Source organism: Streptomyces hawaiiensis (assembly GCF_004803895.1).
Taxonomy (GTDB): domain Bacteria; phylum Actinomycetota; class Actinomycetes; order Streptomycetales; family Streptomycetaceae; genus Streptomyces; species Streptomyces hawaiiensis.
In genome coordinates this window covers 6,347,313-6,367,861 of the sequence record NZ_CP021978.1, presented here as the reverse complement: position 1 = coordinate 6,367,861, position 20,549 = coordinate 6,347,313, and the positions used below count along the sequence as shown (strand labels likewise).

General features: G+C 71.4%; 18 protein-coding genes. 4 read left to right on the top strand and 14 right to left on the bottom strand.

Annotated features, from left to right (window positions below; translation table 11 throughout):
• Nucleotides 1-86 precede the first annotated feature (86 nt).
• The 7 genes from truB to rimP form a co-directional block, all read right to left on the bottom strand.
• A complete protein-coding gene (gene truB, locus CEB94_RS29480) occupies nucleotides 87-992 on the bottom strand; it encodes a tRNA pseudouridine(55) synthase TruB (protein WP_175435058.1) in 906 nt (301 codons plus the stop codon).
• Nucleotides 989-1,441: a 30S ribosome-binding factor RbfA gene (gene rbfA, locus CEB94_RS29475; protein ID WP_175435057.1), complete on the bottom strand. Its 453-nt coding sequence runs from the start codon at nucleotides 1,439-1,441 to the stop codon at nucleotides 989-991. The genes truB and rbfA overlap by 4 nt, the downstream gene beginning before the upstream one ends.
• Before the next feature lie 32 nt (nucleotides 1,442-1,473).
• Complete coding sequence (locus CEB94_RS29470) at nucleotides 1,474-1,767, bottom strand: DUF503 domain-containing protein (protein ID WP_175435056.1); 294 nt, start codon at nucleotides 1,765-1,767, stop codon at nucleotides 1,474-1,476.
• Between the two features lie 133 nt (nucleotides 1,768-1,900).
• Nucleotides 1,901-5,032 (bottom strand): translation initiation factor IF-2, encoded by a 3,132-nt coding sequence (gene infB / locus CEB94_RS29465; protein ID WP_175435055.1) that lies wholly within the window; start codon nucleotides 5,030-5,032, stop codon nucleotides 1,901-1,903.
• A 145-nt stretch (nucleotides 5,033-5,177) separates the two neighbouring features.
• Complete coding sequence (locus CEB94_RS29460; protein WP_175435054.1) at nucleotides 5,178-5,474, bottom strand: YlxR family protein; 297 nt, start codon at nucleotides 5,472-5,474, stop codon at nucleotides 5,178-5,180.
• 102 nt (nucleotides 5,475-5,576) lie between these two features.
• Complete coding sequence (gene nusA, locus CEB94_RS29455) at nucleotides 5,577-6,575, bottom strand: transcription termination factor NusA (protein WP_175435053.1); 999 nt, start codon at nucleotides 6,573-6,575, stop codon at nucleotides 5,577-5,579.
• A gap of 2 nt (nucleotides 6,576-6,577) precedes the next feature.
• Complete coding sequence (gene rimP / locus CEB94_RS29450) at nucleotides 6,578-7,078, bottom strand: ribosome maturation factor RimP (RefSeq protein ID WP_175435052.1); 501 nt, start codon at nucleotides 7,076-7,078, stop codon at nucleotides 6,578-6,580.
• Between the two features lie 227 nt (nucleotides 7,079-7,305).
• On the opposite strand from rimP, the gene CEB94_RS29445 reads away from it, so the two are divergent.
• Genes CEB94_RS29445 through CEB94_RS29435 form a run of 3 tightly spaced genes read left to right on the top strand, consistent with a single transcriptional unit; the run spans nucleotide 7,306 to nucleotide 9,290 of the window.
• A complete protein-coding gene (locus tag CEB94_RS29445) occupies nucleotides 7,306-7,842 on the top strand; it encodes a hypothetical protein (protein ID WP_175435051.1) in 537 nt (178 codons plus the stop codon).
• Nucleotides 7,839-8,303 carry a ferritin-like domain-containing protein gene (locus CEB94_RS29440; protein WP_175435050.1) on the top strand — a complete coding sequence of 155 codons (465 nt, stop codon included), beginning with the start codon at nucleotides 7,839-7,841 and terminating at the stop codon, nucleotides 8,301-8,303. Before CEB94_RS29445 ends, CEB94_RS29440 begins: the two co-directional genes overlap by 4 nt.
• Nucleotides 8,304-8,351: 48 nt before the next feature.
• On the top strand, nucleotides 8,352-9,290 hold the full coding sequence (locus CEB94_RS29435; RefSeq protein ID WP_175435049.1) for an aminoglycoside phosphotransferase family protein: 939 nt from the start codon (nucleotides 8,352-8,354) through the stop codon (nucleotides 9,288-9,290).
• 384 nt (nucleotides 9,291-9,674) lie between these two features.
• On the opposite strand, the gene CEB94_RS29430 is transcribed toward CEB94_RS29435, so the two are convergent.
• From CEB94_RS29430 to CEB94_RS29400, 7 genes are all read right to left on the bottom strand, one after another.
• Complete coding sequence (locus CEB94_RS29430) at nucleotides 9,675-11,375, bottom strand: proline--tRNA ligase (protein WP_175435048.1); 1,701 nt, start codon at nucleotides 11,373-11,375, stop codon at nucleotides 9,675-9,677.
• A 72-nt stretch (nucleotides 11,376-11,447) separates the two neighbouring features.
• Complete coding sequence (locus CEB94_RS29425) at nucleotides 11,448-11,978, bottom strand: GNAT family N-acetyltransferase (RefSeq protein WP_175435047.1); 531 nt, start codon at nucleotides 11,976-11,978, stop codon at nucleotides 11,448-11,450.
• Between the two features lie 115 nt (nucleotides 11,979-12,093).
• Nucleotides 12,094-12,942, bottom strand: a complete 849-nt coding sequence (locus tag CEB94_RS29420) for a GNAT family N-acetyltransferase (protein WP_175435046.1) — start codon at nucleotides 12,940-12,942, stop codon at nucleotides 12,094-12,096.
• A gap of 178 nt (nucleotides 12,943-13,120) precedes the next feature.
• The gene (ispG, locus tag CEB94_RS29415; RefSeq protein ID WP_175435045.1) at nucleotides 13,121-14,278 is read right to left on the bottom strand and encodes a flavodoxin-dependent (E)-4-hydroxy-3-methylbut-2-enyl-diphosphate synthase; all 1,158 of its coding nucleotides are present in this window, start codon (nucleotides 14,276-14,278) and stop codon (nucleotides 13,121-13,123) included.
• A gap of 168 nt (nucleotides 14,279-14,446) precedes the next feature.
• Complete coding sequence (locus CEB94_RS29410; protein WP_175437211.1) at nucleotides 14,447-15,739, bottom strand: M50 family metallopeptidase; 1,293 nt, start codon at nucleotides 15,737-15,739, stop codon at nucleotides 14,447-14,449.
• 8 nt (nucleotides 15,740-15,747) lie between these two features.
• Nucleotides 15,748-17,004 carry a 1-deoxy-D-xylulose-5-phosphate reductoisomerase gene (gene dxr / locus CEB94_RS29405; protein WP_175435044.1) on the bottom strand — a complete coding sequence of 419 codons (1,257 nt, stop codon included), beginning with the start codon at nucleotides 17,002-17,004 and terminating at the stop codon, nucleotides 15,748-15,750.
• A gap of 158 nt (nucleotides 17,005-17,162) precedes the next feature.
• Entirely contained in the window at nucleotides 17,163-19,103 is a 1,941-nt protein-coding gene (locus tag CEB94_RS29400; protein WP_175435043.1) for an acyl-CoA dehydrogenase family protein, read from the bottom strand.
• A gap of 349 nt (nucleotides 19,104-19,452) precedes the next feature.
• Here CEB94_RS29400 and CEB94_RS29395 point away from each other — a divergent pair, with 349 nt between their 5' ends.
• Entirely contained in the window at nucleotides 19,453-20,466 is a 1,014-nt protein-coding gene (locus CEB94_RS29395; RefSeq protein WP_175435042.1) for a LacI family DNA-binding transcriptional regulator, read from the top strand.
• The last annotated feature ends 83 nt before the right edge of the window (nucleotides 20,467-20,549 follow it).

The window sequence follows — 20,549 nt, the reverse complement described above, 5'->3', positions numbered from 1 at the left end:
ACCGAGGGGGACCGTGGAGCGGCGGCGGTGGAGGTACCCCGTGGCCGCCGCTCCGCGGGCGGACAGCCGGTCCCCCGGTTCCTCCGTCAGGCGAAGACGGCCAGGCTCTTCGCCTTGCCCCGCTGCTCCTCGACGAGCGCGAGGAAGCGGCCCTCCGGGTCGAAGACGGCGACGGGGCCGGAGCCCGCGTACGTCTCGGGCATCTCCAGCCGTACGCCGTTGGTGAGCAGCTTGGCCCGCCGTGCGTCGACGTCCCAGCGGGGGAACGCGGCCGTGGCGGCCTCGGCGATCGGCATCACGGTCAGCTCCTGCTGGAGCTGGTCGAGGGTGCGGGCCGCGTCCAGCTTGTAGGGGCCGACACGGGTGCGGCGCAGCGCGGTGAGGTGACCGCCGACGCCCAGGCCGGCGCCCAGGTCGCGGGCCAGGGCCCGGATGTAGGTGCCGGAGGAGCAGACGACCGAGACGACCAGGTCGAGTACGGCGGTGCCGTCGTCGGCGACGGCGTCCCGGACGTCGTACACGCCGAAGGAGGAGACCCTGACGGGCCGGGCCGGGATCTCGAACTCCTCGCCCTCCCGGGCCCGCTTGTAGGAGCGCACGCCGTTGATCTTGATGGCGCTGACCTTGGACGGCACCTGCATGATGTCGCCGGTCAGCTCGGCGATGCCGGCGTCGATGGCGTCGCGGGTGACCTCGGAGGCGTCCGTGGCGGAGGTGATGTCCCCCTCGGCGTCGTCCGTGAGGGTGTTCTGCCCGAGCCGGATGGTGCCCAGGTACTCCTTCTCGGTCAGCGCGAGGTGGCCGAGGAGCTTGGTGGCCTTCTCGACGCCGAGGACGAGGACGCCCGTCGCCATCGGGTCGAGGGTGCCTGCGTGCCCGACGCGTCGCGTTCTGGCGATGCCGCGCATCTTGGCGACGACGTCATGCGAAGTGAAGCCCGACGGCTTGTCGACGATGACAAGGCCGTCGGGCGTGGTGTGCTTCTGGGTCATTCGGCGGTGTCGTCCGTCTCGTCGTCCTCGTCGGGCTTGCGGTACGGGTCGGCGTCGCCGGCGTACTTCGCGCCCGCGGACGCCTCGCGCACCTTCTCGTCGGACTGGCGCGCCTTGTCGAGGAGGTTCTCGATGGTGCGGGCGTTGTCCGGGAGGGCGTCCATGACGAAGGCCAGGGTCGGCGTGAACTTCACACCGGCGGCCCGGCCCACCTCGGAGCGCAGGACGCCCTTGGCGCTCTCCAGGCCGGCGGCGGCCGCCGCGCGCTCCTCGTCGTCCCCGTACACCGTGTAGAAGACGGTCGCCTCCCTGAGGTCACCCGTCACCCGGGTGTCCGTGATGGTGACGTGCGAGCCGAGCCGCGGGTCCTTGATCCCGCGCTGCAGCTTCTGGGCCACCACCTCTCGGATGAGGTCCGCCAGCCTCTTAGCCCGCGCGTTGTCGGCCACTGGTCCGTCTCCTTAAGTGCTTACTTGTTGCTTCAGTCTTCGTCGCTGTGGAGCCTGCGTCGAACCGAGAGCAGTTCGACTTCGGGCCGCCCGGCGACGAACCGCTCACAGCGGTCCAGTACGTCGGTGAGGTGTCCCGTCTCCCCTGAGACCACCGCGAGCCCGATCTCGGCCCTGCGGTGGAGGTCCTGGTTGCCCGTCTCCGCCGCGCTCACCCCGTACTTGCGCTGGAGTTCGGCCACGATCGGACGGACGAGAGAGCGTTTTTCCTTGAGCGAGTGGACGTCGCCGAGGAGTAGATCGAAGGACAGAGTCCCCACATACATGTGTGTATCCGGATGTCCCGCCGGTTCGGGGTACGGGCGCCACGCTTCGACGCCGATACGGGAACCGTACACGCAACGGCCGGGGCCGATCGACGGAATAAGTCCCGTCGATCGGCCCCGATCGTGGCTCAGGTCAGACGCGCGGCTTCTCGCGCATCTCGTACGTCGCGATGACGTCGTCGACCTTGATGTCGTTGAAGTTGCCGAGGTTGATACCGCCCTCGAACCCTTCGCGGATCTCGGTGACGTCGTCCTTGAAGCGACGCAGGCCATCGATGTTGAGGTTCTCCGCGACCACCTTGCCGTCGCGGATGAGGCGCGCCTTGGTGTTGCGCTTGACCTCGCCGGAGCGGATGAGAACACCCGCGATGTTGCCCAGCTTGGACGACTTGAAGACCTCGCGGATCTCCGCCGTACCGAGCTCGACCTCTTCGTACTCCGGCTTGAGCATGCCCTTGAGGGCCGCCTCGATCTCCTCGATCGCCTGGTAGATGACCGAGTAGTACCGGACGTCGACACCCTCGCGCTCGGCCATCTGCTGCGCACGCCCGGCGGCGCGCACGTTGAAGCCGATGACGATGGCGTCGGAGCCCATGGCCAGGTCGATGTCGGACTCCGTGACCGCACCGACACCGCGGTGCAGGACGCGGATGTCGACCTCTTCGCCGACGTCCAGCTGGAGCAGCGAGGACTCGAGCGCCTCGACGGATCCGGAAGCGTCACCCTTGATGATGAGGTTGAGCTGCTGGACCTCGCCGGCCTTGAGCACCTTGTCCAGGTCCTCGAGGGAGACGCGGCGCGTGCGCTTGGCGAAGGCCGCGTTGCGCTCGCGGGCGGCACGCTTCTCGGCGATCTGACGGGCCGTACGGTCCTCGTCGACCACCAGGAAGTTGTCACCCGCACCCGGGACGTTGGTCAGGCCCAGGACCTGGACCGGCGTCGACGGGCCGGCCTCGGCCACGCTGTTGCCGTTGTCGTCGTGCATCGCCCGGACTCGGCCGTACGCGTCGCCGACCACCATGGTGTCGCCGACCCGCAGCGTGCCGCGCTGGACGAGGACCGTCGACACGGCACCACGGCCGCGGTCGAGACGGGACTCGATCGAGATGCCCTGCGCGTCCTGGTGCGGGTTGGCCCGCAGGTCGAGCGAGGCATCGGCCGTGAGGATCACGGCCTCCAGCAGGGAGTCGATGTGCAGACCCTGCTTGGCGGAGATGTCGACGAACATGGTGTCGCCGCCGTACTCCTCGGCCACCAGGCCGTACTCGGTCAGCTGACCGCGCACCTTGGTCGGGTCCGCGCCCTCGACGTCGATCTTGTTGACCGCGACGACGATCGGGACCTCGGCCGCCTTGGCGTGGTTGAGCGCCTCGACCGTCTGCGGCATGACGCCGTCGTTGGCCGCGACGACCAGGATCGCGATGTCCGTCGACCTCGCACCACGGGCACGCATGGCGGTGAACGCCTCGTGACCCGGGGTGTCGATGAAGGTGATCTTGCGCTCTTCCTCGTTGACCTCGGTCGCGACCTGGTAGGCACCGATGTGCTGGGTGATGCCGCCGGCCTCGCCCGCGATGACGTTCGTCTTGCGGATGGCGTCGAGGAGCCGGGTCTTACCGTGGTCGACGTGACCCATGACGGTGACGACCGGCGGGCGGACCATCAGGTCCTCCTCGTCGCCCTCGTCCTCGCCGAACTCGATGTCGAAGGACTCCAGGAGCTCGCGGTCCTCCTCCTCGGGGCTGACGATCTGAACCGTGTAGTTCATCTCGCCGGCCAGGAGGTGCAGCGTCTCGTCGGAGACGGACTGCGTGGCCGTGACCATCTCACCGAGGTTCATCATGACCGCGACGAGCGACGCCGGGTTGGCGTTGATCTTCTCCGCGAAGTCGGTGAGCGAGGCACCGCGCGACAGGCGAACGGTCTCGCCGTTGCCGCGAGGCAGCATCACACCGCCGACCGACGGGGCCTGCATGGCCTCGTACTCCTGACGGCGCTGCCGCTTCGACTTGCGGCCACGACGCGCCGGACCGCCGGGACGGCCGAACGCACCCTGCGTGCCACCACGGCCACCGGGACCGCCGGGGCGACCACCGAAGCCGGGACGGCCACCGCCGCCGGGACCACCGGGACGACCGGCGAAACCGCCGCCACCGCCACCGGGACCACCGGGACGACCGGCGAAACCGCCACCGCCGCCACCGGGACGACCGGCGAAGCCGCCGCCACCCGGGCGACCGCCACCGCCACCGGGACGACCGCCACCGCCACCGGGACCACGGCCACCGGGGCCACCGCCACCGGGACGCGGACCGGCAGCCGGACGCTGCGGCATCATGCCGGGGTTGGGACGAGGGCCGCCGGGACCGCCGCCGGGACGCGGACCGCCGCCCTGCGGGCGGGGCATGCCGCCCGGGGTCGGACGCGCGCCGCCCGGAGACTGCGGACGAGGACCGCCGCCGGCACCTTGCGGACGGGGACCGCCCTGGCCCTGGCCCTGCGGACGCGGGGCGCCGCCGGGCGCACCGGGGCCGCCCGGACGCGGGGCACCACCCGGACGGGGCGCCTGGGGGCGCGCCATACCGGTGGAACCACCAGAGGTGAACGGGTTGTTGCCGGGACGGGGACCCGCCGGACGGGCACCGGGACGAGCGGCGCCGCCACCCTGACGCGGAGCGCCGGGACGGTCGCCGCGGTCACCGCGGTCACCGCGGTCACCACGGCCCTGGCCTCCCTGGCCGGGACCACCCTGGCGCGGAGAACCCGGACGCGACGCCTGGCCGGCCGGACGCGGGGCGCCCGGACGCGGTCCGGAACCCTGCGGCGAGGACGGTGCGGACGGCGCCGCGGGAGCCGACGGGGGTGCCGTGAACTCGGGCGTGGTCGGAGCCGGGGACGCCGGGGCGGGCCGCGGCGCGGGCTTCGGGCCCGGGGTGGGACGGGGGCCGGGAGCAGCCGGCGCGGCGGGAGCCGCGGGCTTCTCGGCGGCGGCCGGCTTGGGGGCCGGCGGGCGCGGGGCGGCCGGACGGGCAGCCTGCGCGGGGGAGGGGGCGCCCGGCTTCGCCGGGGCAGCCTTGCGGGCAGGGGCGGACTTGCCGCCTCCGCTGCCCTGCTGGAGGGCGTCCGTCAGCTTGCGTACGACAGGCGCTTCGATCGTCGAAGACGCCGAACGGACGAATTCACCGAGTTCCTGGAGCTTGGCCATGACGACCTTGCTCTCGACACCGAACTCCTTGGCGAGTTCGTAGACCCGGACCTTAGCCACTTCGCTCCTTTGAGGTCCGGGTTGCGTCCGGACCGTCGCTAGTTCATGGGCGTACTCATCGCGTACTCATCGAGTGCTCATCGCAATCTCGACCTGCTTTCGACTCGCGAGGTACCTAGCCGCACGGGGTTCCGTACGGCACGTCTTACCGTGTTGCCTGCTCGGCAACTGTTGTCTGCTCGACGTATCGGCGCAACGCCTTTGTGTCGAGCGGCCCCGGGACGCGCAGTGCCCGCGGGAACGCCCGGCGGCGTACCGCCTGGTCGAGACAGACCGGTGCGGGGTGTACGTACGCACCCCGGCCGGGCAGCGTACCGCGTGGATCAGGAACGCATGCGTCCTTGATCGCGACGATCCGCAACAGTTCGGCCTTGGCCGCTCGCTCCCGACACCCCACACAGGTGCGTTCAGGGCATGCTCGGGCGCACGTCCGGCCAGACACTGTTAAGTCTACCTCCCCGTACGCTCCTCACCCCTTTGGGGCAGGATTCGAACAGATGCCGCGCAGGAACCTGTCGTGATCTGAACGATGCGCGGCTTGGATCTATTCCTCGGAGCCGTTCCCGGCCGGCTCCGTGTCCGGGCGGATGTCGATCCGCCAGCCGGTCAGCCGGGCCGCGAGGCGGGCGTTCTGCCCTTCCTTGCCGATGGCCAGGGACAGCTGGTAGTCGGGCACCGTCACCCGGGCCGACCGGGTCGCCATGTCCACGATCTCCACCTTGGAGACCCGGGCCGGGGACAGCGCGTTCGCCACCATGTCGGCCGGGTCATCCGACCAGTCGACGATGTCGATCTTCTCGCCGTTCAGCTCACCCATGACGTTGCGCACACGGCCGCCCATGGGGCCGATGCAGGCGCCCTTGGCGTTCAGGCCCGATCGGGTGGACCGTACGGCGATCTTCGTGCGATGACCGGCCTCACGGGCGATCGCGGCGATCTCCACCGACCCGTCGGCGATCTCCGGCACCTCCAGGGCGAAGAGCTTCTTCACCAGGTTGGGGTGCGTGCGCGACAGCGTCACGGACGGGCCGCGGACGCCCTTGGCGACCCGGACGACGTAGCTGCGCAGCCGCATGCCGTGCGGGTAGGTCTCCCCCGCCACCTGCTCCTGCACCGGCAGGATGGCCTCGAGCTTGCCGATGTCGACGAGCACGTTCTTCGGGTCGCGGCCCTGCTGGACCACGCCGGTGACGATGTCGCCCTCGCGGCCGGCGTACTCACCGAGCGTCGCGTCGTCCTCGGCGTCGCGCAGGCGCTGCAGGATGACCTGCTTGGCCGTGGTGGCGGCGATACGGCCGAAACCGGACGGGGTGTCGTCGAACTCGCGGGGCTCCTGGCCCTCCTCGAGGTCGTCGGGGTCCTCCTTCGCCCACACGGTCACATGGCCGGTCTCCCGGTTGAGCTCCACGCGCGCGTGGCGGCGGCTTCCCTCGGTGCGGTGGTAGGCGATGAGGAGGGCCGACTCGATCGCCTCGACCAGCAGGGGGAAGGAGATCTCCTTCTCCCGTACCAAGCCCCGCAGGGCGCTCATGTCGATGTCCACGGCTACGCCTCCTCTTCCTTCTTGTTGTCCTTGCGGCTGAACTCGACCTGGACACGCGCCCGGACGATGTCGTCGAAGGCGAGTCTGCGCGCGGTGGCCTTGCGGCCCTTCACCCCGGGCACCTCGGTGTCGACACCCTCGTCGTCGACCTTCAGGATCCTGGCGACCAGCTCGCCGCCCTCGGCCAGCTGGAACTTCACCAGCCGGTCCGTGGCTCGGACGTAGTGCCGGTGTTCCGTGAGGAGGCGCTCCGCGCCCGGGGTGCCGACCTCGAGGGTGTACTCGCCCTCGCCCATCGCGTCCGTCTCGTCGAGCTTCGCCGAGAGCGCGCGGCTCACATCGGCGATCTGGTCCAGGTCGGCGCCCGTGTCCGAGTCGACGACGACGCGCAGCACACGCTTGCGGCCGACGGAGTCCACTTCGATCTCTTCGAGATCCAGGCCCTGGGAGCTGACGAGCGGTTCCAGGAGCTCTCGCAGCCTCTCGCTCTGGGTGGTGCTCATCCGGGTGACTCCTCGGCCGCGTGTGCTGTTGTGGGATGGGTCGCGTGTCTGATCAAAGGGTATCCGGTCGCGGGGAGTGTTGCCGTCCACCCGGTCACGAACGGTGCCGCTGAGTGATGCCGGGCGGGGGCCCGGGTACCGTGATCACGGGCGTGCAGCCCTTGCGGTCCCTTCTCTCTCGCATACCTCTCGAATGTTTCTCGAAACGAGCCCCGAGGACGTCTGACGTGCCGTTCCCCTCATCGCCGCGTGCCCGCTCGGGGCCGCGCAGAAGGAGTCTGCTCACCGTCGCCCCGGCGGCCCTCGCCCTGGCGGGCTGCACCGGCGGGGATTCCGGCGGCCCGGCCGGTGACGGTCCGTCGGCCGCCGACCGGGCCGCACGCGCGCGTGCGGCCCGGGACAGCGAGGGGCTGGTGGAGCGCTACGACGCGGTGATCGCCGCCCGGCCGGGACTCGCGGGGCGGCTGCGGCCGCTGCGCGAGGAGGTCGTACGGCACGCGAAGGCCTTCGGCGGTGGCCGGAAGGCATCGCCTTCCGCCTCTCCTTCGGCAGCGGCGTCCTCTGCGGCCTCGCCCTTCCCGTCCGAGGCTGTGCCGGGGAACGACAAGGACGCTCTCGCCGGGCTCGCCGCGGCGGAGAAGGAGCTCGCAGACCGGCGGGCCAAGGCACTGGGCGGGGTGCCGGGCGAGCTGGCCCGGCTGCTGGCGTCGGTGGCGGCGGCCGGGGCGGCGCACGTGTATCTGCTGACGGAGGGGGACGCGTGAGCGAGGACAAGGACCGGGAGCTGCGGGCCCTGCAGGCGGCGCTGGCGGCCGAGCACGCGGCGGTGTACGGGTACGGCGTCGTCGGCGGGAGGATCGGCGACGGGCAGCGCACCGAGGCACTCACGGCGTACGACGCTCACCGGGCGCGCAGGGATGCGCTGGTGCGCGAGGTGAAGGACCTGGGGGGCCGGCCGGTGGCCGCGTCCGCCGGTTACGCGCTGCCCTTCCAGGTGCCGGACTCGGCGGCGGCCGTGCGGCTCGCCGCCGAGCTGGAGGACCGGGTGGCCGGGGTGTACGCCGACCTGGTGCGCGCGGCGGGCGGCGGGCGGCGGGCCCTGGCCGCCGAGGCCCTGCGGGAGGCGGCGGTGCGGGCGGTGCGCTGGCGGGGCGAGAGCGTAGCCTTCCCTGGGCTCGCCGAGCGGGCCGGCACGGCCCCGCCCTCGGCGGCGCCGACGGCGTGACCTGCGCAGGCCACGCACCGCGGACAGCACGAAGGGAACGACTCGCGCATGGTTTTCGAACCGCCGAAGCGTCTGGTCAGGGCGCTCGGTGAGACGGCGCCGGACGGTGACGACTGGCTGGAGAAGCTGCCCGAGGCGGCGCAGCAGGCCGTCGCGCTACGCGAGTTGACCGTGGAGCGGGTGCAGGTGCCCGGCGGGCGCAGCAGCCTGGTCGTGCTGGTGCGGGCGGCCGACGGGACGCCCGCCGTGCTCAAGCTGGCGCCGGGCCGGTCCCGCCCGGAGGCGGAGCGGGCCGCGCTGGCGCACTGGGCCGGGCGGGGTGCCGTGCAGCTGCTCGAACCTTCCCCGGGCTCCGGGCTCGGCTCGAGCAGCGAGGTCCCCCCGTCCGCGGCGGGCGTGCTGCTGCTGGAGCGGCTGCGTCCGGACGTGTCGGTGCGGTCGCTGCCGGAGGCGAAGGCGCTGCTGGAGGCGGCGGGGACGCTGCGGCGGCTGTGGGTCGAGCCGCCCGCCGGCTTCCCCTTCGAGACCGTGGCCGAGCGGACCGGCCGGCAGGCCGAGGCGATGCGGGCACGGGCGCAGGCCGATCCCGAGGTGGCCCCGCTGGTCGGCCTGGCGCTCGCGGCGCGCGAGGAGCTGCTGGCCGCGCCGCCCGAACACCGGCTGCTGCACGGCACGTTCCGGCAGAGCAAGGTGCTCGGCGGGGAGCGGATGCCGTGGCTGGCCGTGGGGCCCGACCCGGTGGTCGGCGAGTGTGCCTTCGATCTGGCCCGGCTGGTCCGGGACCGGGTGGAGGACCTGATCGCCCAGCCGTCCGGCGCGGCCACGACCCGGCGCCGGGTGAAGCGGCTCGCCGAGTCCCTGGACGTGGACCAGGAGCGGCTGCGGGGCTGGACACTGTTCCGGGCAGTGGAGTCGGGCGTGCGGGCGCGGCGGGTCGGGCGGCCGCGGGACGCCGAGGTGCTGCTGGAGTTCGCGGGCTGGCTGTGAGTGCTCGGGAACGGGACCGCTGAGGCGGTCATCGGCGCGGGCCCACTCCGGTCCGGAACCGGGAGGCCACGCAGGCACCGGCGCGGGCGCAAGGGGCCCGGGGCCACGCCGGCACCGGCACAGACACGAACGCGCCGGAACCCACGCCGCCACCCCACGCAGACACGAACGCACGGAAACCACGCAGGCCCCGGCACAGACACGAACGCGCCGGAAGACCACGCCGCCACCCACGCAGACGCGACGGGCCTACGGGCCGCGGCGGCGGCGCCGCGCAGGCGCTCCGGGTTGGAGCGTCTGCGCGAGTACCGGCACGGGTGGGGGCGGCTGCGCGACGGGGCGTCCGGGGCGGGGCGGTCTCTCGCTGCGGCGGCCCCTTCGGGGCTACGCCGTGAGGCGGGCGACGGCCTCCTCGACCGTGAGTTCCTCGCGCTCGCCGGTGCGGCGGTCCTTCAGTTCCACCACGCCGTCGGCCGCGCGCCGGCCGGCCACCAGGATCTGCGGTACGCCGATCAGCTCGGAGTCCGTGAACTTGACGCCCGGGGAGACGCCGGGGCGGTCGTCGACCAGGACGCGGACACCGGCCGCGGCCAGCTTCCCGGAGATGTCGAGGGCCAGTTCGGTCTGGAGAGCCTTGCCGGCGGCGACCACGTGGACGTCGGCCGGGGCGACCTCGGCGGGCCAGCACAGGCCCTTGTCGTCGGCGCTCTGCTCTGCCAGGGCGGCCACCGCGCGGGAGACGCCGATGCCGTAGGAGCCCATCGTGACGCGGACCGGCTTGCCGTTCTGGCCGAGGACGTCGAGCTTGAGGGCGTCGGCGTACTTGCGGCCCAGCTGGAAGATGTGGCCGATCTCGATGGCGCGGTCGAGGACGAGGCCCGTGCCGCACGTCGGGCAGGGGTCGCCCTCCTGCACGACCACGACGTCGACGTACTGGTCGACCTCGAAGTCACGGCCCGCTACGACGTTCTTCGTGTGCGTGCCGGCCTTGTTGGCACCGGTGATCCAGGCCGTGCCCGGGGCGACCCGCGGGTCGGCGAGGTAGGTGACCTTGTCGAGGCCCTGCGGTCCGACGTAGCCGCGGACCAGGTCGGGGCGGGCCGCGAAGTCCGTCTCGGTGACCAGCTCGACGGCGGCCGGGGCGAAGTGCGCCTCGACCTTGGCCAGGTCGACCTCGCGGTCCCCGGGGACGCCGACGGCGACGATCTCGCCGTCGACCTTCACCAGGAGGTTCTTCAGCGTGGCCGAGGCCGGGACGCCGAGGGAGGCGGCGAGGGTCTCGATGGTCGGGGTGTCGGGGGTCGGGATGTCCTCGGCGGCCGGCACGTCCGAGGCGTCGACGGGCTTCAACTCGTACGTGATCGCCTCGGTGTTGGCGGCGAAGTCGCAGTTGGGGCAGTCGGCGAAGGTGTCCTCGCCGGCCTCGGCGGGGGCCAGGAACTCCTCGGACTTGGAGCCGCCCATCGCACCGGCGGTCGCGGCGCAGATCCGGTAGTCGAGGCCGAGGCGCGCGAAGATCTTCTGGTAGGCCTCGCGGTGCAGGGCGTAGGACCGGGCGAGGCCCTCGTCCTCGGTGTCGAAGGAGTAGGAGTCCTTCATCAGGAACTCGCGGCCGCGCAGGATGCCGGCGCGGGGGCGGGCCTCGTCGCGGTACTTGTTCTGGATCTGGTAGAGGATGACCGGCAGGTCCTTGTAGGAGGACGCCTGGTCCTTCACCAGGAGGGTGAAGATCTCCTCGTGGGTGGGGCCGAGGAGGTAGTCGCCTCCCCTGCGGTCCTGCAGGCGGAACAGCTCGGGGCCGTACTCGTCCCAGCGGCCGGTGGCCTCGTAGGGCTCGCGCGGCAGGATGGCGGGGAGCAGGACCTCCTGGGCGCCGACGGCGTCCATCTCCTCACGGACGATCCGCTCGACGTTGGCCAGCACCTTCTTGCCGAGGGGCAGCCAGCTCCAGATGCCGGCGGCGGTGCGCCGGACATAGCCGGCGCGGACGAGGAGCTTGTGGCTGAGGACCTCGGCGTCGGCCGGGTCGTCGCGCAACGTCTTCGCCAACAACTGGGACATGCGCTGGACCGGTGCGTTCGCCATGGTTCCTCTGCTCCTGCTGCGTGTAGGTGATGGCAGGAGGTTATCCGGGGGGCGCGCGGCGGTGGAAATCGGTTATCCGCGGCTCAGGGGCAGGGGGGCGCCCATCACTGCGTACGGCTTGGGCGCGCTGGGGAAGAGGACCTGGCCGGCGAGGTCCTGGTAGCCGAGGGAGCGGTAGAGGGCGCGGGCCGGGCTGTCGGTGTCGATCGCGGAGAGGATCGAGCGGGGTTCGGCGGCGCCGTCGGTGATCGTGGTGATCAGGGAGCGTCCGAGGCCGCGGTTCTGGTGCTCCGGGTGGACGTGCAGTTCGGTGATCACGAAGGAGTCGTCGAGCCAGTGGTCGTGGCCGTTCGCCCGGAGGTACGGCTCCACGACGGTGGACCACCAGTGGGTGCGGTCGTTGGGCATGCCGTAGACGAAACCGACCAGGTTGCCGTCGGCTGTCGCGCCGAGGGCGCGGGCGCCGGGGTAGGTCATGTGGCGCAGGACGATCTGGCGGCGGACGGCGACTTCGTCGGGGCCGAGACCGAAGGCCACGGCTTGGACGGCCAGGGCCTCGTCGACGTGGGCGGAGAGGTCGAGGGAGCCGATCACCAGGTCCATGGCGGGGAGCCTACAGGGGGGTTTCGGTCGTCAGCCGGGTGCGGGCTGTCTTTGGCTGGTCGCGCGCACGCGGCGCCGCGCATCGATACCGTCCCGCGCCCCTCGGAGGCGTGTTTCAGAACAGGACGCTCATGAAGGCGCCGACCTCCTGGAAGCCGACCCTTGTGTACGTCCTCCTGGCCGCCGTGTTGAAGTCGTTGACGTAGAGGCTGGCCACGGGGGCGACGTCGGCGAGGGCGTAGCGCAGTACGGCCGCCATGCCGGGGGCCGCCAGGCCGGTGCCCCGGTGTTCGGGGGCCACCCACACGCCCTGGATCTGGCAGGCGCGGTGCGTCGCGGCGCCGATCTCGGCCTTGAAGACGACCTTGCCGTCCGAGTCGAAGCGGGCGAAGGCGCGGCCGGAGCCCACGAGTTCGGCGACGCGGGCCTGGTAGAGCAGGCCGCCGTCGCCGGCCAGCGGGGAGACGCCGACCTCCTCGGTGAACATCGCCACGCACGCCGGCATGATCGTCTCCATCTCGTCCTTGCGGACGCGGCGGACGTACGGGTCCGGGGCGATGCCGGCCGGCAGGCGGTCGGCCACCATGAGGGGTTGGTGGCGGCGGACCTCGCGGGCCGGGCCCCAGTGGGGTTCCAGCAGCCGCCACAGGTCGGAGGCGGCGCCGGAGGGGCCGACGATGGAGGAGCAGCGGCGGCCGGCCCGGCGGGCGCGGTCGGCGAAGGCGCGGACGGCGCGCGGTCCGGCGCAGATCGGGACCAGGTTGGCGCCGGCGTAGCAGAGGGATGTGAGGATGCCGTCCTCGTACCAGCCCCACATCTCGCCGCCGAGCCGCCACGGGTCGAGCCCGGCGATCTGCACGCGGGACGTCACGAAAGCGTTCGCGACCGGCTCACGGTCGAGGACGGCGAGCGCGGCGTCCAGGTCGCTCGGTTCGAGGACCCGTGAGGTCGTCTGGGTCAACACGTGCGGGGGCCTCACACACTGGGGACGGCTGGTCCCCGCACTATAGCTGCGCTGCCTGGGCGGGTCGCCTCGGAGCTCGGGAGTGACGCTTCGCCGGCGGGTGCGGGTTCGTCGTGGCTTGTCGCGCCGTTCCCCGAGCCCCCGGGAATGGGCGCGGGTCGACCGGCGTCGAGGACCGTCAGCCCGCGACCGCCACCGACGGCTCGCCCGAGGCCACGCCGTCCTGTTCCATCTGCTCGGCCAGCTTCATGGCCTCTTCGATGAGGGTCTCCACGATCTTGGACTCGGGGACGGTCTTGATGACCTCGCCCTTGACGAAGATCTGGCCCTTGCCGTTGCCGGAGGCGACGCCGAGGTCGGCCTCGCGGGCCTCGCCGGGGCCGTTGACGACGCAGCCCATGACGGCGACGCGGAGCGGGACCTCCATGCCGGTGAGGCCGGCGGTGACCTCTTCGGCCAGCTTGTAGACGTCGACCTGGGCGCGGCCGCAGGACGGGCAGGAGACGATCTCCAGGCCGCGCTGCTTGAGGTTGAGCGACTCCAGGATCTGGTTGCCGACCTTGACCTCCTCGACCGGCGGGGCCGAGAGGGAGACGCGGATCGTGTCGCCGATGCCCTGGGAGAGCAGGGCGCCGAAGGCGACGGCCGACTTGATGGTGCCCTGGAAGGCCGGGCCCGCCTCCGTGACGCCGAGGTGCAGCGGGTAGTCGCACTGGGCGGCGAGCTGCTTGTACGCCTCGATCATGACGACCGGGTCGTTGTGCTTGACGGAGATCTTGATGTCGCGGAAGTCGTGCTCCTCGAAGAGGGACGCCTCCCACAGGGCCGACTCGACGAGGGCCTCGGGGGTCGCCTTGCCGTACTTCTGCAGGAGGCGCCGGTCGAGGGAGCCGGCGTTGACACCGATGCGGATCGGGGTGCCGTGGTCCCGGGCCGCCTTGGCGATCTCCTTGACCTTGTCGTCGAACTGCTTGATGTTGCCCGGGTTCACGCGGACCGCGGCGCAGCCCGCCTCGATCGCGGAGAAGACGTACTTGGGCTGGAAGTGGATGTCGGCGATGACCGGGAGCTGCGACTTGCGGGCGATGGTCGCGAGGGCGTCGGCGTCGTCCTGGGTCGGGCAGGCGACACGGACGATCTGGCAGCCCGACGCGGTGAGTTCGGCGATCTGCTGGAGCGTGGCACCGATGTCCGACGTGCGTGTCGTGGTCATCGACTGCACCGAGACAGGGGCGTCTCCGCCGACGGCCACGGATCCGACCTGGATCTGGCGGCTCTTCCGGCGCTCGGCGAGCTTGGTCGGAACGGACGGCATGCCGAGAGAAATCGCAGTCATCTGCTGTGCAACCCCAAGTCGTGGATCAAGGTCCGGTCCCGTGAGCAGCGGGCTCCGAGCTTCGAGATTACGGCACGTGCCTCGGCGCGGGCACATCCCACCCGTAGTGCCACTCGATGGGAGGCGGCCCGGCGGAAAGTATGCCGAGCCGCCTCGAACTGCGTATGACTAGGAGATTCTCACCGGGTTAACCACGTCCGCGATCAGGACCAGGATCGTGAAGCAGATGAAGATCCCGGCGACGACGTAGGCGACCGGCATGAGCTTCGCCACGTCGAAGGGGCCCGGGTCCGGCCGGCGCAGCACCTTGGCCGTGTTGCGGCGCAGCGACTCCCACAGCGCGCCCGCGATGTGGCCGCCGTCGAGCGGCAGCAGCGGGAGCATGTTGAACAGGAACAGGGAGAGGTTGAAGCCGGCGACCAGCATGAGGGCCATGGCCAGCTGCTGGGTGGGTGGGATGTCGAGGGTGAAGATCTCGCCGCCGACGCGGGCCGCGCCGACCACGCCCATCGGGGAGTCGGCCTCGCGCGGCGCGCCGTCGAAGGCCGCGTTCCACAGGGCCGGGACCTTGCCGGGCAGGGCGGCCAGGGAGTCGACGGCCTCGCCGATCCGGTCGCCCATCCAGGTCACGGAGTCGCCGAGGTCCTGCTTGACCACGCCCGTGGCGGCGCTGAAGCCGAGGAAGCCCGCCTGGACGTACTGGCCTTCGACGATCTGGCCACTGGAGTCCTTCTTGGCGACCTGGTTGGTGGCGATCTTGGCGTGCAGGGTGACGTCCTGGCCCTTGCGGTCGACGACGATCGGCACCTCCTTGCCGGGGGTGGCGCGGATCAGGTCGGACAGCTTGTTCCAGTCGTCGGTCTTGACGCCGTTGAAGGAGACGATCTTGTCGCCGGCCTTGAGCCCGGCGGCGGCGGCCGGGGCGGCCGGGTCGCCCTTCTCGCACTTGTCCCGGTTCTCGTTCTGCGCGATGACGCACTGGGAGACCGAGCTGACCGTGGTGGTCTGCTGGGTGATGCCGAAGCCCATCAGGACGGTGAGGAACAGCGCCACCGCCAGGATCAGGTTCATGAAGGGGCCCGCGAACATCACGATCACGCGCTTCCAGGGGGCGCGCGTGTAGAACATGCGCTTCTCGTCGCCCGGCTTGAGCTCCTCGTAGGCGGCGGTGCGGGCGTCCTCGATCATGCCGCGCCACGGGGAGGTGGAGCGGGCCTCCATGCGGCCGTCGGGGCCGGGCGGGAACATGCCGATCATGCGGATGTAGCCGCCGAACGGGATGGCCTTGATGCCGTACTCCGTCTCGCCCTTGTTGCGCGAGAAGAGCGTGGGGCCGAAGCCGACCATGTACTGCGGCACGCGGATGCCGAAGAGCTTGGCGGTGGACAGGTGCCCCAGCTCGTGCCACGCGATCGAGAACAGCAGGCCGACCGCGAAGAGGACTATGCCGAGGATGAACATCAGGGTCGTCATGCACGGGCCTCCGCCGTCTGTGCCGCCAGTTGCCGGGCCCGGGTGCGCGCCCAGGTCTCCGCTTCGAGGACGTCCGACACGGTGAGTGAGGTTCCCGTACGCGGTGTGCCGTGCTCCTCGACGACCCGGGTGACGGTGTCCATGATCCCGTTGAAGGACAGTGCGCCCTGGCGGAACGCCTCCACGCACTCCTCGTTGGCCGCATTGAACACCGCCGGGGCGGTGCCCGCGAGCTCGCCCACGTGCCGGGCGAGGTTCACCGAGGGGAAGGCCTCGTTGTCGAGCGGGAAGAACTCCCAGGTCGAGGCCTTGCTCCAGTCGAAGGTGGGCGCCGCGTCGGGCACCCGCTCGGGCCAGCCGAGGCCGATGGCGATGGGCCCGCGCATGTCGGGCGGGGTCGCCTGGGCCAGTGTCGATCCATCCGTGAACTCAACCATCGAGTGGACATACGACTGGGGATGCACGACGACCTCAATGCGGTCGAAGGGAATGTCGTAGAGGAGGTGTGCCTCGATGACCTCCAGGCCCTTGTTGACGAGGGTCGCGGAGTTGATCGTGATGACCGGGCCCATGGCCCAGGTGGGGTGGGCGAGGGCTTCCTCGACGGTGACGCTCGCGAGCTCGGCCTTCGTACGGCCGCGGAAGGGGCCGCCGGAGGCGGTGACGACCAGCTTGCGGACGTCGGCGCGGGTGCCGGCGGCCAGGGCCTGGAAGAGTGCGGCGTGCTCGGAGTCGACCGGGATGATCTGCCCGGGCTTGGCGAGGGCCTTGACCAGCGGGCCGCCCACGATGAGCGACTCCTTGTTGGCGAGCGCGAGGGTGCGGCCCGCCTCCAGGGCGGCCAGGGTCGGGGCGAGGCCGATGGAGCCGGTGATGCCGTTCAGGACGGTGTGGCAGTCGGACACCGCGAGCTGGGTGGCGGCGTCCGGCCCGGCGAGGAGCTCGGGGAGCGGCTCGCTCGTGCCGTACTGCGCGGTGAGCGCCTCGCGCAGGGCCGGCAGGACGTCCTCGCGGGCCACCGCGACGGTGCGCACCCGCAGCCGGTACGCCTGCTCGGCGAGCAGGGCGACCCGGCCGCCGTTGGCCGAGAGGCCGGTGACGCGGAACCGGTCGGGGTTGCGCAGCACGAGGTCGATGGCCTGGGTCCCGATGGACCCGGTGGAGCCGAGGATCACCACGTCCTTGGGACCGTCTCCCGCTACGGGGTCGTAGACCAGGTGGGGATCGGCGAGGGGGGCTGGACTGTCGCTCATTGCTCCATTGTTGCCGTAAGGGCGGTGTGTGAGGACAGCGCATCCCCCTCACGGGGGGTGTGTTACCGGCCATCGCCTCACGCACGCGCACGAGATCACGGCGCGTCTCCTCATGGGGGGCGCGGTTCCACGACGCCGCGCCCCCCCCATGAGCTCGGTCAGCGGATCGGCCGGTGGACGTTCTCCTTCTGGCTCGGCCCCGGTGTCGCGTCCGCGATCCAGGGGCCCTCGCCCGACGGGTCGACGATGCCCTGCTCCAGCCACTCGTACGTGCCCGACAGGACGCCCTTGACGACCTTGCGGTCGAGGTCGTCGGTGTTGGTCCACAGGCGGGTGAAGAGCTCCTCGATCCGGATCCTGGCCTGGCGGCAGAAGACGTCGGCGAGCTGGTAGGCCTCACGGCCGTGGTCGCCCTGGCCGCGTAGCAGTTCGGCCCGGACGCAGGACGCGCTCATGGCGAACAGTTCGGCGCCGATGTCGACGATCCGGCCGAGGAAGCCCTGCTTGGACTCCATGCGGCCCTGCCAGCGGGACATGGCGTAGAAGGTGGAGCGGGCGAGCTTGCGGGCGGTGCGCTCGACGTAGCGCAGGTGCCCGGAGAGGTCCACCTCGTGTTTGAACTCGCCGTAGGAGGCCGGGAGCTGGCCGGGCCCGGCGACCAGTTTCGGCAGCCACTTGGCGTAGAACACGCCCGCGTTCGCGCCCGCCTTCGCCTTGTCGCCGAGGGACTTGTCGGGGTCGATGAGGTCGCCGGCGACCGAGAGGTGGGCGTCGACGGCCTCGCGTGCGATGAGCAGGTGCATGATCTCGGTGGAGCCCTCGAAGATGCGGTTGATGCGCAGGTCGCGCAGGAGCTGCTCGGCGGGGACGCCGCGCTCGCCGCGGGCCCTCAGGGAGTCGGCCGTCTCGAAGCCGCGGCCGCCGCGGATCTGGACGAGTTCGTCGGCCATCGTCCAGGCCATCTCGGAGGCGTACAGCTTGGCGAGGGCGCCTTCGATGCGGATGTCGTTGCGGTCCTCGTCGGCCATCTGCGAGGCCAGGTCCGTCACGGCTTCCAGGGCGAAGGTGGTGGCCGCGATGAAGGAGATCTTGGAGCCGACCGCCTCGTGGTGCGCGACGGGCTTGCCCCACTGCTCGCGGGCCGCCGACCACTCCCGGGCGATCTTCAGGCACCACTTGCCGGCCGCGACGCAGGAGGCCGGCAGGGACAGCCGCCCGGTGTTGAGGGTGGTCAGGGCGATCTTCAGGCCCTGGCCCTCCTCGCCGACGCGGTTGGCGGCGGGGACGCGGACCTGGTGGAAGCGGGTGACGCCGTTCTCGATGCCGCGCAGTCCCATGAAGGCGTTGCGGTTCTCCACGGTGACGCCCGGCGAGTTCGTCTCGACGACGAAAGCGGTGATGCCGCCGCGGTGGCCCTCGCTCTTCGGGACCCGGGCCATGACGACCAGCAGGTCGGCGACGACTCCGTTGGTCGTCCACAGCTTCACGCCGTCGAGGACGTAGTCGTCGCCGTCGGGTACGGCCGTGGTGGCGAGGCGGGCCGGGTCGGAGCCGACGTCGGGCTCGGTGAGCAGGAAGGCGCTGATGTCCGTGCGGGCGCAGCGCGGCAGGAAGCGCTCGCGCTGCTCCTGCGTGCCGAACAGCTTCAGGGGCTGGGGCACGCCGATCGACTGGTGCGCGGAGAGCAGCACGCCGATCGCGGGGCTGGCGGAGCCGGCCAGGGAGAGCGCCTTGTTGTAGTACACCTGCCCGAGGCCGAGACCGCCGTACTTGGTGTCGATCTTCATGCCGAAGGCGCCGAGCTCCTTCAGCCCGTCGATCACCTCGTCGGGGATCCGGGCCTCGCGCTCGATGAGGGCCCCGTCGACCTTCGTCTCGACGAAGTCGCGGAGCTTGGCGAGGAACTCCTCGCCGCGCTGGGCGACCTCGTCGTCCGGGAGGGGGTGGGGGTGGATGAGGTCGAGCCGGAAGCGGCCGAGGAACAGCTCCTTGGCGAAGCTGGGCTTGCGCCAGTGCTGTTCCCGGGCGGCCTCCGCCACCTCACGGGCCTCCCGCTCGGTGACGGCGGGACGGGAAGAGGGGGTAGTGGAAGCGGACATGAGGGGCACCTCGCCGCAACTAGGAAGATTGAGGACCGTTTCGTTACTGACCAGTGCTACTGGATCGTTGGTACCCGAATCCGGACGCTCCCACCAGTCCCCGCGCGTCCGTTCAGCCGAAGGGGGCGGAGCGCGCCCGGCACTTGTCGCGCGCCTGACGACGGTGTTGCATCGAGGTGCCGTCCCGGCGACGACTCCCTGCCCTGAGAGCGCTCCGGGAAAACCGTATCGAAGCGCTTCGACAACCTATGGACACCCACTCCTGCTGGAGCTACTGTCGAACCACCCTCACCCACCGTTATCAGCAACGCGCATTGTCGAAGCGCTTCACAAGAGCTTGGAGAGCTGGATGGTCACCCTCGCCGAGGTCGCCCAGCACGCCGGAGTCTCGGCGAGCACGGTGAGCTATGTCCTCAGCGGCAAGCGGTCCATCTCCGCGAACACCCGGCAGCGGGTCGAGCGGAGCATCCGCGAGCTCGGGTACCACCCGAACGCCGGGGCCCGTGCCCTGGCCAGCAGCAAGTCGAACATCATCGCGCTGATGGTCCCGCTGCGCACGGACATGTACGTGCCCGTGATGATGGAGATCGCCATCGCCGTGGCGACCTCCGCCCGCGCCCACGGGTACGACGTGCTGCTGCTCACCGGCGAGGAGGGCCCCGACGCGGTGCGCCGCGTGGCGGGCAGCGGGCTCGCCGACGGGATGATCCTGATGGACGTCGAGCTCGACGACGAGCGGCTGCCGTTGCTGCGCGCGACGGACCAGCCGTCCGTGCTGATCGGGCTGCCCGCCGACACCTCGGGTCTGACCTGCGTCGATCTGGACTTCCGGGCGACAGGTGCGCTGTGCGTGGAGCACCTGGCCAAGCAGGGGCACCAGGACATCGCTGTCATCGGGGAGGCCCCGGCCGTCTACGAGCGGCACACCGGCTTCGCCGAACGCACCCTGGACGGACTCCGGTCCCGGTCCCGTGAGCTGGGGGTGCGGCTGCTGCACCGGCCGTGCGAGGGAGGGTACGACGCGATGGCGGTGACGCTCGCCCGGATCCTCGACGAACGCCCGGACACCTCGGGACTCATCGTGCAGAACGAGTCGGCGGTGGAGCCGCTGCTCGCGCTGCTGCGGCAGCAGGGCCGGGCCGTGCCGGAGGACGTGTCGGTGGTCGCGATCTGCCCCGACCAGGTCGCGATGCAGGCCTCGGTGCGGCTCACGTCGGTCGCCATCCCCGCGCAGGAGATGGGCCGGCACGCCGTGGACCACCTGGTCGCCAAGCTCGAGGGGCGGGGCAGCGACGAGGTCGTGCTGATCGCGCCCGAGCTGACGGCACGGGGGAGCACGGGGCCGGCGCCGACCCGGTCGTAGGCCCCTCGTCCCCACCCGTCGTGAACACCGCCCTCCTCTGAGGGCACCCCCATGTCTGCACTCCTCCAGGAGCACAGGAGCAC